Origin of the sequence: Arthrobacter sp. IK3 (assembly GCF_051337705.1) — a bacterium.
Classification (GTDB): domain Bacteria; phylum Actinomycetota; class Actinomycetes; order Actinomycetales; family Micrococcaceae; genus Arthrobacter_B; species Arthrobacter_B koreensis.
In genome coordinates this window covers 136916-148334 of the sequence record NZ_JBPPSW010000002.1, presented here as the reverse complement: position 1 = coordinate 148334, position 11419 = coordinate 136916, and the positions used below count along the sequence as shown (strand labels likewise).

General features: G+C 65.5%; 13 protein-coding genes and 1 pseudogene. 6 read left to right on the top strand and 8 right to left on the bottom strand.

The window, feature by feature from the left end; genetic code table 11:
- Nucleotides 1-64 precede the first annotated feature (64 nt).
- Together ACSLGO_RS03360 and ACSLGO_RS03355 are read left to right on the top strand one after the other, a co-directional pair.
- Nucleotides 65-985, top strand: a complete 921-nt coding sequence (locus tag ACSLGO_RS03360) for a Ku protein (protein ID WP_263127933.1) — start codon at nucleotides 65-67, stop codon at nucleotides 983-985.
- A 3-nt stretch (nucleotides 986-988) separates the two neighbouring features.
- Nucleotides 989-1243: a hypothetical protein gene (locus tag ACSLGO_RS03355; RefSeq protein WP_263127932.1), complete on the top strand. Its 255-nt coding sequence runs from the start codon at nucleotides 989-991 to the stop codon at nucleotides 1241-1243.
- 12 nt (nucleotides 1244-1255) lie between these two features.
- Here the strand turns inward: ACSLGO_RS03355 and ACSLGO_RS03350 are convergent, their stop codons facing one another.
- The 5 genes from ACSLGO_RS03350 to ACSLGO_RS03330 all read right to left on the bottom strand — a co-directional run bounded on the left by ACSLGO_RS03350 (nucleotide 1256) and on the right by ACSLGO_RS03330 (nucleotide 5344).
- On the bottom strand, nucleotides 1256-1495 hold the full coding sequence (locus ACSLGO_RS03350; protein WP_091600847.1) for a DUF2630 family protein: 240 nt from the start codon (nucleotides 1493-1495) through the stop codon (nucleotides 1256-1258).
- A gap of 45 nt (nucleotides 1496-1540) precedes the next feature.
- The gene (locus ACSLGO_RS03345) at nucleotides 1541-2224 is read right to left on the bottom strand and encodes a glycosyltransferase (RefSeq protein WP_193313204.1); all 684 of its coding nucleotides are present in this window, start codon (nucleotides 2222-2224) and stop codon (nucleotides 1541-1543) included.
- Nucleotides 2221-3567: a PIG-L family deacetylase gene (locus ACSLGO_RS03340; RefSeq protein WP_436399907.1), complete on the bottom strand. Its 1347-nt coding sequence runs from the start codon at nucleotides 3565-3567 to the stop codon at nucleotides 2221-2223. Before ACSLGO_RS03340 ends, ACSLGO_RS03345 begins: the two co-directional genes overlap by 4 nt.
- Nucleotides 3564-4631 (bottom strand): acyl-CoA dehydrogenase, encoded by a 1068-nt coding sequence (locus ACSLGO_RS03335; RefSeq protein WP_433122615.1) that lies wholly within the window; start codon nucleotides 4629-4631, stop codon nucleotides 3564-3566. Before ACSLGO_RS03335 ends, ACSLGO_RS03340 begins: the two co-directional genes overlap by 4 nt.
- A 209-nt stretch (nucleotides 4632-4840) precedes the next feature.
- The gene (locus ACSLGO_RS03330) at nucleotides 4841-5344 is read right to left on the bottom strand and encodes a DUF4383 domain-containing protein (RefSeq protein ID WP_091600851.1); all 504 of its coding nucleotides are present in this window, start codon (nucleotides 5342-5344) and stop codon (nucleotides 4841-4843) included.
- 204 nt (nucleotides 5345-5548) lie between these two features.
- On the opposite strand from ACSLGO_RS03330, the gene ACSLGO_RS03325 reads away from it, so the two are divergent.
- Nucleotides 5549-7027 carry an FAD-dependent oxidoreductase gene (locus ACSLGO_RS03325; RefSeq protein ID WP_436399906.1) on the top strand — a complete coding sequence of 493 codons (1479 nt, stop codon included), beginning with the start codon at nucleotides 5549-5551 and terminating at the stop codon, nucleotides 7025-7027.
- 176 nt (nucleotides 7028-7203) lie between these two features.
- On the opposite strand, the pseudogene ACSLGO_RS03320 reads toward ACSLGO_RS03325, so the two are convergent.
- Nucleotides 7204-7653 (bottom strand): annotated as a pseudogene (locus ACSLGO_RS03320) (SRPBCC family protein); the annotation flags it as partial.
- Nucleotides 7654-7851: 198 nt separating this feature from the next.
- Here ACSLGO_RS03320 and ACSLGO_RS03315 point away from each other — a divergent pair.
- Nucleotides 7852-8349, top strand: coding sequence for a Dps family protein (locus ACSLGO_RS03315; protein ID WP_091600854.1), 498 nt, complete (start codon nucleotides 7852-7854; stop codon nucleotides 8347-8349).
- Here the strand turns inward: ACSLGO_RS03315 and ACSLGO_RS03310 are convergent.
- Nucleotides 8346-9083 carry a FadR/GntR family transcriptional regulator gene (locus tag ACSLGO_RS03310; RefSeq protein WP_226802358.1) on the bottom strand — a complete coding sequence of 246 codons (738 nt, stop codon included), beginning with the start codon at nucleotides 9081-9083 and terminating at the stop codon, nucleotides 8346-8348. The two genes, ACSLGO_RS03315 and ACSLGO_RS03310, sit on opposite strands and share 4 nt — an antisense overlap.
- A 138-nt stretch (nucleotides 9084-9221) precedes the next feature.
- On the opposite strand from ACSLGO_RS03310, the gene ACSLGO_RS03305 reads away from it, so the two are divergent.
- Nucleotides 9222-9740, top strand: coding sequence for a gluconokinase (locus ACSLGO_RS03305; RefSeq protein ID WP_226802357.1), 519 nt, complete (start codon nucleotides 9222-9224; stop codon nucleotides 9738-9740).
- 101 nt (nucleotides 9741-9841) lie between these two features.
- A complete protein-coding gene (locus ACSLGO_RS03300; RefSeq protein ID WP_436399903.1) occupies nucleotides 9842-10612 on the top strand; it encodes a metal-dependent hydrolase in 771 nt (256 codons plus the stop codon).
- Nucleotides 10613-10628: 16 nt separating this feature from the next.
- Here the strand turns inward: ACSLGO_RS03300 and ACSLGO_RS03295 are convergent, their stop codons facing one another.
- On the bottom strand, nucleotides 10629-11375 hold the full coding sequence (locus ACSLGO_RS03295) for a LysR family transcriptional regulator substrate-binding protein (RefSeq protein ID WP_091600857.1): 747 nt from the start codon (nucleotides 11373-11375) through the stop codon (nucleotides 10629-10631).
- Between the last annotated feature and the right edge of the window lie 44 nt (nucleotides 11376-11419).

Genomic DNA, 11419 nt, shown 5'->3' with positions numbered 1-11419 from the left:
ACCGCCGGCAGGCGTCCCGATACGGCTCTGGAGATTCACAGTCTGCTTGGTGTTCACTTGGTACATGAGAGCCATCTGGAAAGGTGCCATTGCGTTTGGGCTGGTCAACGTGCCGGTCAAGGTCTACTCCGCCACCGAGGACCACGACGTGAGCCTGCATCAGGTGCACGAAAAGGACGGCGGGCGGATCCGTTACCAGCGCCGCTGCGAAATCTGCGGTGAGGTGGTGGAGTACAAGAACATCGCCAAGGCGTACGACGACGGCGAGCAGACCGTGGTGCTCACGGATGAGGACCTGGCGTCCCTGCCGGTGGAAAAAAGCCGGGAGATCGAGGTCGTGGAATTCGTCCCCAGCGATCAGGTGGACCCCATCCTGTTTGACCGCACCTACTACCTTGAACCGGATTCGAAGTCCACCAAGTCCTATGTGCTGCTGCGGCGGACCCTGGAGGACACGGACCGCACGGCAATCGTGCAGTTCTCGCTCCGGCAGAAGAGCCGGCTGGGTGCCCTTCGGGTCCGCGGCGACGTACTCACGCTGCAGACCCTGCTGTGGGAGGACGAGGTCCGTGAAGCTGCGTTCCCCTCCCTAGAGGAGAAAGTGCGCATTTCCGCGAAGGAGCTGGAAATGTCATCAGCGCTGGTTGATTCCTTCAGCTCAGACTTCGACCCGTCCGGATTCACTGATGAGTACCAGGAACAGCTCCGCACCCTGATCGAAGCCAAACTGGAGAAGGGTGAAGCCCTCGACACCCAGGAAACCTTTGGTGAAGAGTCCGAGGACGAGGGCGGAAAGGTCCTGGACCTGATGGAAGCGCTGCGGCGCAGCGTGGAAAAGAACCGGGGTGCCAAGTCCGCCTCCGGCAAGGCCAGGAACGCCCGGAAACCGGCGGCAAAGGATCAGGAAGAACAGAAGGACAAGGAAGAACCAGCCAGGAAGCCGGCGGCGAAGTCCTCCGGCCGCAAATCCAGGAAAGGCGCATAAACCATGGGGATTACACGTTACTTCCGCGACCGCAGGGGCCGGCAGACCGTCTTCCTCCCGCCAAACCTGCCGATCCTGGCCTGGGCCGGGTTTGGAACGGCGTCCGCTATGGCACTCACCCCGCGGTACCGCCAGGCGCTCCACCGGCTCAGCCAGGGCGCCATGGTGTGGTGGGCGGCCGGAGAAACCTTCCGGGGCCGCAGCCCGTTCCGCCGGACCATCGGCGCTGCGACGCTGGTGCGCGCCCTGACCCGCTAGGTTTCCGGACGGCTACTGCCGGTAGCCTTCCACTTCCCCTACCGGCCGCACCTCGGCCGTGTCAGGGTTCTCGCCGGCGTCTATCCGGGCACGGCGCTGGCGCAGCAGGTCCCAGCACTGGTCAAGCTGTTCACTGATGTTCCGCAGCTGCTCGGCGTGGGTTTCGGCGCTTTCACCGGGGCCGGCGCTGCGAAGCGACTGCTCCTGTTCAACCAGGCGTTCGATTTTGGCGTGGATTTGCTCAGAGTCCATTCCCTTACGCTAGGGCTCCGCGGGCGCCGGCACCACAGTGCGGGGCTAGTTGAGCAGTCCCCGGAGGTACCCGGAGAAGCCTGCGGGTGCACGGCCGGTTAGGCGACCGGAGGTGACGGCACGGATCCAGTCGGTGGCGATCCACGGGATTGCCGCCGCCTTGACCCGTGATGCAAGGTCCACGTCTTCGCCGGTTGAGCCGGGCTTGAAGCCGCCCGCGCTCCGATATGCGGCAGCAGAGAAGCCCAGGTTCGCGCCGTGGACGTGGGGATGCCCCTCCCCCAGGGTGTGCCGGGCCTGCCACAGGGCAAGATGCTCAGCATCCAGGTCCCTGGCATCCGGCACTACGGTTCCCAGCACCATGCCGTAACCGGCTGAGGCCAGGTTCACCTGCATCTGCAGCCAGCAGGCGGGAACCACCGTATCCGCGTCGGTGCTGGCGATCCACCCGGCTCCCAGTTCAAGTGCCGCTGCCGCTCCTTCGGCCCGGGCGGCGCCTACGTTCCCGGCTGCAGTTTCAAGCAGGTGCAGCTCGAGTCCCTGTTCAAGCGCAGCTCCGGCAGCCGCGGCGGCCGAGCCGTCGGCACACGAATCCAGGACCACCACCACGCTGACCCGAACGTGCGGTTCAAGTGCCTGGCAGGCAGCGGCCACGGAAGCCAGGCAGCGCGGAAGCAGTTCCTCTTCGTCCCGGGCAGGAATCACGACGCCGATGTGCGCCGGCGTCAAAGCAGCCCCTCCCGGCGCGCCACCGATTCGGCCGGCGAAGGCACCAGGACGTCGATGCGGAAGTCTTCTTCCACGTGGGCTGAGAGTCTCTCCAGGCCGCTGGAGCGGAGAAAGGCGTCATGGACACTGTCTCCGGTGAGCGGCCACCCCTCATTCGGATGCCGCCAGTGGCAGAGCAGGAGGGCGCCGTCGCTGCCCAGCGAGCCTGCAGCACGCTGGACAGTTTCCGTCAGCTGCTCGGGTGTCAGGAAGTAGCCGATTTCGGAGATCACCACGAGGTCGAAGGCGCCGTCCGGCCAGTTCTCGGGGATGCTGCCTTCCAGCAGCTCGACGCCGGATTCAGGTCCCAGGCGCTGTTCCGCCAGCCGCAGTGCGCGGGCACTGATGTCCATGGCGGTGACGGTGTCCGACCGCCGGGCCAGCTCTTCGGTCAGCACCCCGATGGAACAGCCGGGTTCGAAAACCCTGGCGAACCGTTCCCGGGGCAGCATGGCCAGGGTCAGGGCCCGCTTGCGGGATTCATAGAAACTCACCTCGAAGTTCCATGGATCCGCCGAGCGTTCGTAGAGTTCCTCGAAAACACCGCGCGCGCTGCGCGGAACGGTCAGGAGAAAAGCTTCAAAGGGGCGCTCAAAGTGGGCCAGGACTTCCGGGCCGAGAAGTACCTCATCGCCGGGCTGGCTGGACAGCGGATTCACTTGGCTGCTGTGGGCCGCCATGGCCGCACGTTTCGCCCCCGCTGCGTCGTCGCCCAGTGGATAAACGTGGAGGGCGGGAGGAAGGTCTTCCGGAGTTCCCCAGTGCCACAGCCAGATGGGGTACTCCAGCAGGGGTATCCGCGCGGACCGCGCGAACTCGGCGGCCACCTCCCCGGCGGTGTCATGGTCGGTGTGCCCGTCACCGCGCCAAGGCGCGGCGATCCACAGGGTTCCGGCCCCGGCTTCCGCGGTTTCCCGCAGGGCCTGGAACAGCGCGTCACGGCTCCCGGCAAGGCCGCCGTCAGGGAGCCCCAACAGCCGGACGCGTGCGCCGGGGTCCAGGGCCGCGACGGCGGTGCGCAGTTCCTGTTCCCGGATTTCCGCCAGCTGCCCGGGCGTATGCGTCACTGAGTCCGGGTGTGATCCTTCCCCGGCTGTCGCCACAATGACATCTACGCTGGTTCCCTTCGCTGCGAGGGATGCGATCAGGCCCCCGGCCCCCAGGGTTTCGTCATCGGGGTGCGCAGCGAGGACCAGGAGCCGGTCCGGTGTTCCGGGAAGCGCAACCGAGAGATCCGGGGTGTGGTCCAGGGCTTCCAGCCATACTGCCTCGTCCTGGCTCGCGTCCCGGTGGGTGAAGCTCACCACGGCTCTTCCTCCCGCGCCAGCAGCAGCTTCCCCAGCGAGGCGTGGTCGCGTTCTGCATGGTGCTGGCGAACGTACACCTGCAGGTCAGCGATCCTGCGGGCGTGCTCTTCCTCAGCGGTGAGCGGACCCGGGCCCAGACCGTGGGCGGCAGCGGCCAGGACCCGTTCCACGGAGTCGGCCACGACGCCGCGGACGCGCTGGGCAAGCACTGCGCCCTGCTCACCCGCTGCCCGGCCGGCGTCTACGTCTGCGGCTGCACTGGCCAGCATTCGCCCGGCAGCCTGCAGGGAGAGGTCTGCCGCGCCGATAAGTGCCTGGGCAATCTGGTCCGGTGTCCGCTCGCGGCTCGCCTGGAACAGCCGTCGGGCTACGGCCACGGCACCTCCGTACCAAACCGCTGCAACGCCTATGCCGCCCCACGCGAAACCGTCACGTTCCAGGTACCAGTTATCCCTTCCAACCGGAACCGCGGGTACGGCGTCGAAGTCCACTGCCCTGCTGTCTACGGCCGCCAGTCCGCGGCTGATCCAGGGTGCCGGGGCTACCTGCACTCCGGAATCGCGAAGGTCCACGGCGAAGGCCCGCCGGTTGCCGTTCCCGGTGTGGGCGGTGACCACCGCGTAGTCGAGCTGATCCGCCAGCGAACACCAGGGCTTGCGGCCGGAAAGCTGCCAAGCGCCGTCGTGCTCTGCTGCCTGCAGGGCCAGGCCGGGACCCTCGGCAGCATAGACGCCCCAGGTCCCGGCATGAAAGTCAACACCCTGCACTCCGGCTTCGGACGGCAGTAGCGCCGCCTGGGCCAGGATCGCCTGGGCATCCAGATGGGGTTCCACTACGCGGGCGGCCGTGAGGTCGGCGGCTCCCAGCGTGGCCAGCAGCTCCCACAGTGCAAGGGTCATGCCGGAGCCGGGCAATTGGGCTGCGTCCGCGGCCGGTTTCAGGATCAGCAGGGACGTCACGGCGGAGCCGTCCGTGTCCGCGGCCAGTGCCATAAGTTCGGACAGGGTCTTCTCATGGGCCGGGGCTGCCTTCCCGGCTCCCAGCAGAACCGGGCGCCTCACGCGCGTCCTCCGGTACGGCCGGGCGTATGCTCCTCCGCAGTGAGCATGAGGTCATGATGGAACTGCACTTGCCTCGCCTCCATCCAAAATAAGGGTGCTTCCAAATTACATGGTGCACCCCCTGGACGCGGAATAGACGCTTAACAAGGTTTTGGGCACGACGCAAGGCGCAGCCGTCCAACCGGCCGCGCCTTTACCGTCCTGTGCCCCTAATTGGGAATGCTTCCCTCCCCGGGTGAGCCGGTGCTCGGGCTCCGGTCCACCCCGCGGGAACGATCGGATCCAAGCACGAAACCGAGGATGATCATCACCGCAGCCAGTGCCAGGTGCAGCCAGTTGTCAGCCCAGTTCAACGGGACAAAGTTCGCATCCGAGTTCAGCGGGATGATCAGGCCGTAGATAAACAAGAGCAGGTACAGCACGCCGGCACCAATCAGGTAGGTGCGGGCGGATGAGTTGCTCCGGGCCATCCACAAGCCGGCAAAGCCGAGCAGCATGTGGACAACGTTGTGCAGGATGGACACCTGGAAGAGGCCCAGCAGAACAGCCTCAGAGCCATAACCTGCGAAATAGAGTGCACTGTAGTTCGCGGTAATTCCGGGAATGAAGCCGAGAACCCCAATGACCAGGAAGATGACGCCGAATACCGTGGCGGCGATTTGGGCACTGGTCCTGTGGGCGGAAAGCCCTCGGCTGCTGCTTGCATAAGACATGGCCAACTCCTTATCTCCAAGGGAGAATCACGGACTCCGGCCAGACGGAGGCCTTAAAACCTACGCTTCAACTGTGGCACAGCCCCCACCCCATGGGAAGTATGCTTACGAACCCTGCGCACCCGCCCCCCCGGATCCGGATAAGCCCTTGACTCCGGGCCATAGGACAGATGGGGTGGAGGCCAAACCTGAGGAAGGAAGCACATGGAATCACTCTGGCTCGACACCTCGCCCGCCATTGAAAGCGACCCCTTTGTGCCCGGCGGAGCCTACGACACCATTGTGGTGGGCGCCGGCCTGACCGGCCTGGCCACCGCCGTCCTGCTGGCGCGCGGCGGGCAGCGCGTAGCTGTCCTTGAAGCACGCCGGACCGGAGCCGTGACCACCGGCAACACCACGGCCAAGATCAGCCTGCTGCAGGGTACAGTGCTCTCCCAGATCGCCCGGCACCATGATGTATCCGCTGTCCGTGCATATGTTGCCGCCAACCGCACTGCGCAGGAGTGGCTGCTTTCCTTCTGTGCTGCGGCCGGTGTGGACTGCGAGACCCGCGATGCCTGGACATACGCTGTGACGTCCGACGGCGCCGCCGCACTCACCCAGGAGCGGGACGCGTGCCGGGCTGCGGGCCTGCCGGTTGAGAGCACCACTGAGACGGAGCTGCCCTTCCGCGTTGAAGCGGCCTTGAAACTTCCGGGCCAGGCACAGTTCCACCCCCTCCAGGCATTGGCAGCCCTTGCCGGCGAGCTCCGGTCGCATTCCGGAACGCTTGTGGAAGGCATCCGGGTGAAGGAGGTACACCACGCAGATTCAGGCAGGGTGCGCGTGGTGACAGAACCGGGGGACCTGGAGGCGGGACAGGTTGTACTGGCAACCGGCATCCCGATCCTTGACCGCGGCGGATACTTCGCCGTCGTTAAACCCCAGCGGTCCTATGCCAGCGCTTTTCCCGTCAAGGGGGACGTCCCCGAGGGGATGTACCTCTCGGCTGATTCGCCGTCCCGTTCACTGCGGACGGCGACGGTAAACGGGACCAGGTACCTCCTGGCCGGCGGCAACGGACATCCGGTTGGGAGGTCCGCCCACACCAGGGACCGGGTCAAAGGGCTCCATGAATGGACCCGCCAGCACTTCGCTGTCGACGAGGCCCGCTATGACTGGTCCGCCCAGGACTATTCCCCGGCTTCCGCGCTCCCCTATGTGGGTGAACTTCCCCTGCTCGGCCGCAGCATCTACGCGGCCACGGGCTTCAACAAGTGGGGCATGACCAACGGTGTGGCTGCCGCCGCGTCCCTGGCAGCCAGGATTCTCGGTGAGGAGGACCCCAACGCAGGGCTATATAAGGCCAAAGTGAGCTTCCCGGATGCAGTGTCAACGGTGAAGGACAATGCTGAGGTTGGCCTGCAGATGATCAGCGGCTGGGCCGGAGGGCTCTCACGGACTGCGGGAGGGGAACCACCGGAGGGTCTGGGCGTCGTGGTGCGGGAGGGCGGCTCCCCGGTTGCGGTCTGCACGGTCAACGGGACCACCACCCGCCGTTCAGCCATCTGCCCCCACCTGCACGGTGTCCTGGCCTGGAACGATGCCGAGGCTTCCTGGGACTGCCCGCTGCACGGGTCCCGGTTCTCGGCAGACGGCAAGCTGCTCGAGGGACCTGCGGTTCGAGGGCTGGATCCGGCGTAGGCGCACACAAAAGCCCGGCGTCATTCCCAGGGGAAGGCGCCGGGCTTTTGTGCCGCTTCAGGCAGAACCGTGCGCTACACGCCTGCGGCTCGGGGCCCGCCTGACTCGGGATCATCGAGGGAAGGATCGGCCGTTGGGGCGGCCTTCAGTCCCGCGCCGGTGTCTGCTGTTGGGGCAGCGTCCACGTTGCCGCGCCAGGATCCCGTCTCGGAACCCTGTGACTCAATGAAATCCTTGAACCGCTTGAGGTCGCCCTTCACGCGGTGGTCATCTGCACCCACCACGGCGCCCACCTTCTCGGCGAACGTTTCAGGATCCCAGTCCAGCTGCACGCTGACCCGGGTTTCCGTGGCGCTGAGGCGGTGGAAGGTCACTACGCCGGCCTGGGACTTGCCGTCCGTGCTCTTCCAGGCCACCCGCTCGTCGGGGTGCTGTTCGGTGATCTTGGTGTCGAAGGTGCGCTCTACGCCGCCGATTTTGGTGACCCAGCGGGACTCGGTGTCAGAAAGCTGGGTAACGGACTCCACGCCCTTCATGAAATGGGGGAACGACTCAAACTGTGTCCACTGGTTGTAGGCCGTGGTCACGGGTACTGCAACGTCAATTGATTCTTCTACGGTGCTCATACTGTCCCTTCGGTCGCGGATTGAGCTGTTCCCAGCGGAACAAACCTCCGATAGTAAGGAGCCTTAGCTCCTTCCGTCCTCACGGTAACGAAGTGGACAACAGATCACAAGCTGAAGGTAAGCTTACTTATATCCGGGCTTCCGCCGGACGCTTCCGGCAGGACTCCAGGTCCTGGATTCGTCGATACAGGAGGAACAATGAAGGCATCACAGCAGCTGACCACCAACCTGCAGGCCGTACTGGTAGACCTGATTGAACTTCACCTGCAGGGAAAGCAGGCGCACTGGAACGTAGTGGGCAAGAACTTCCGTGACCTCCACCTCCAGCTGGACGAGATCATCGACGACGCACGGCTGTTCGCGGACGAGCTCGCGGAACGAATGCGTGCTTTGCAGGCGGTTCCGGATGGTCGCAGCACTGCGGTTGCCGAAGGCACGTCCCTTCCGCCGTTCCCGGCAGGCCTCGTGGACACCAAGGACACCGTCACGCTGGTAGTAGCCCTCCTCCGCGGCACGGTCCAGACCATGCGGGATGTCCACGACCAGGTGGACGAAGAAGATCCCACGACGGCGGACATCCTGCACGGGTTCATTGGCAAGCTCGAGCAGTACGCCTGGATGGTGGACGCTGAAAACCTCGCCCCCACCGCCACCGTGGTAACCCCCGAGGGTGCCGACAAGGCACCCACCACCTAAAGTGCGGGCTCCTGGTGCCGGCGCAGGATGGCATCCTCCACTTCCAGGAGGAGGTCTGCCGTACGCGCCCGCGCAGCCGCCGGGTCCGCCTGGGCCACGGCGGCTGCTATGGCCTCGTGTTCATCCAGTGCCTCCGGCCTGGGACCGCCTTCAGGCATGAGGTTCTGCCGGCTCCGGCCTGAGAGCACCTCCGAGACCACGCCGCCCAGCGAGGCGAACATTTCATTGCCGCTGGCATCCAGAAGCAGCGTGTGGAATTCAATATCCGCCGCCAGGAAGGCTTCCGGATCAGCGGCCTGCTCCCGCATCCTGCATGCGAGCTGGAGGAGGCGCTGCCGCTGATCCTGGGAAGCCCGGCGGGCAGCGCCGGCAGCCGCAAGGGGCTCGACGGCGATCCGCAGCTCGGTAAGCGATTCGAACTGCTCGTTCCTTCCGGGTCCGGAAAGCCGCCAGCGGATAATCCGCGGATCGTAGACATTCCAGCGGGACGGTTCCTGGACGACTATGCCGATTCGCCGCTTCGAGTACACCAGGTTGAGGGCCTCCAGGATCTGCATGCAGTCGCGGATCACCGTACGGGAGACTCCGAAACTCTCCTGCAAGCCAACGAGCGTCAGCCGGGTACCCGGTGCCAGGGCTCCGGTGGCGATGTCCCGGCCCAGCACGTCGGTGATCCGGTTATTCATGACTTCTGCGGCAGGGCGAACCTGCTCCACAACTTCTCTGTCCTGCAAGGCACGTCCTTCACGCTGCATCTGGGGCTGGACCCGTCAGGACAAGCGTAGTGCCGGACCCAGCGGGGAGCCACCCTATGGTGATACCTTTATGGTCCGGTGCAAGTGCCCAGACAACGTCGTCCAGAGGAGCAGTACGTGAACCATGTGCCCCGCCACGTAGTGATTATGGGCGCGGCCGGATCGGGAAAGACCACTGTTTCCACCACGCTTTCCGAGCACCTGGGCTGGATCGCTGCCGAAGCCGATGAGTTCCATGCCCCGGCCAGCATTGCGTCGATGACCGCGGGCATCCCCCTCTCCGACGAGGACCGCTGGCCGTGGCTCGAATCCATCCGGGAGTGGATGAGCACACAGGCGAAAAACGGCCGTTCAACGGTCATCGCCTGCTCAGCCCTGAAACGCAGCTACCGGGATGTCCTGTCTCGGGCGGACGGCCGGGTGCAGTTTGTGCATTTGGACGGGGCTCCCGAAGTGCTCAGTGACAGGATGGCCACCCGCCGGGGACATTGGATGCCGGTGTCCCTCCTGCCCTCCCAGCTGTCCGCGCTGGAGCCCCTGGACCCGGACGAAGACGGGTTGACGGTGGATTTCCTCAATCCTCCCGGCAGCATTTCCACCCAGATCCTTGAGGGCCTGATCATTCCGGATTCCTAGTCTGCACGGTCCGGTTCGGGCGATGTCAGAGGCGGCTGGGAGTATTGAGGTACGCCGGTCAACCGGCTGATGTGGACTGCCCGGAAGGAAAGCAAGACACCATGATGGGTGGCCATCACGCCGCAAGCGGCGCAGCGGCATGGGTAGCCGTCGCCTCAACCGCCCCCTACGCCCTTGGCCTATATCCGGTCAGCCCGCTCGGCGTTGTCAGCGGAGCCCTGCTGACCGCTGGGGCCGCGCTGCTCCCGGACCTGGACCACCACAGCGGCACCATAGCCAATTCATTGCCTCCCTTGACCCGGATCCTCGCGCGGATCACTGAACAAATCAGCGGCGGTCACCGGCGTGGGACCCATTCATTGCTGGGACTCGCCGTGTTCGTCGCCCTCGCCGGCGCCATGGGCGAGCTCACTGCCGAAGTGGGAGGTCTCGGCACCGTGGAGGTTGGGGCAGGACTCCTGTCCATCCTGCTGATGGGGTTTGCCCTCAAGGCACTGAAGATTGCCGGCGGGGCCGGACGGAGCTGGCTCCTGGCCATCCTGCTCTCCGTTTTTATTGCCCTCTATGCTCCGGAGAACAACGGTTGGCTCCCCCTCGCCGTCGGGCTTGGCGTGGCCGTGCACATTGTGGGGGACCTGCTGACGCACCAGGGGGTCATGATCCTGTGGCCGCTGCGGATCAAGCGGCCGCGGAAGATCGCATCAATGCCCCTTGTGTCCAAGTTGTGGAAAACCAGCGGCTGCCTCTCGGTGCCAATCATTGGCCGTGCCGGTTCCTGGCGGGAGTGGGCCATCATGGTGCCCGTTTCCGTCTATGCGATCTACGGCGTCATTGAAGCAGCCTTCAACTCGCTGCGCGGCTGGCTCGCCTAGCCGGCAGTGCCGGAATTCAGGCCCTGCCCTTGCCCGGCTTGCGGCGCGGCGTCCGGCCGGCTCCAGGTTTCCCCTGACGCGCCGGCCGTCCTGCTCCCTTACCCCCGTCCTTGGAACCGGCGGCGGGTGCCGGGGCTTTCCTTGCCTTCTTCTTCGCGGGCTCCTGCCGGGAGGAAGGCTGGCGCGAGCTGTTGGCTGTCCGGCCGCGGACAATCCCGATGAATTCGTCCACGTCCTGGTCCTCGGTCTCCTGGAGCCAGGCAACGGCTATCCGTGACCCTTCCATACCCTGGACGGGACGCGTGATGACATCCCTGCGGGAGTGGAGGCGGGCCACGGACATCGGCAGGATCAGCAATCCCGCGCCGGAGGCCGCAACTTCAAGTGCCATGGCCGGGGAGCCGAGCTCCACGGCGTCCAGGAAGCTCTCACCGGAGAGGTCCGCCAGATGGACTTCATCAAACGCCGCGAGCGGATGGTCCTTCGGTGCGGCGACCACCGGCTGCTCGCGGTAGAGCGGTATCGCGTGCAGGTCAGCGGGCCGTTCGAAGCCTTCCTCAGGGATGCGGAGGAACACCAGGTCCGCTTCCCGGCTCCGCAGCACCGCGAGTATCCGGTCCTCTTCGACCTGCGCCGCGTCCAGTGCCCGTCCCCGGCGTTCATTCCAGCGTGAGATCCACTTACCCGGGGTAACACCCGGGACGTAGGCGATTTTCAACGGGGAATGGGCCGTACTCGACGGCTGCGGGGGCGCTTGGGACACCTGTTCACCCTAGCCCAACACTTCTCCCGCGGCCCTGCGGATAC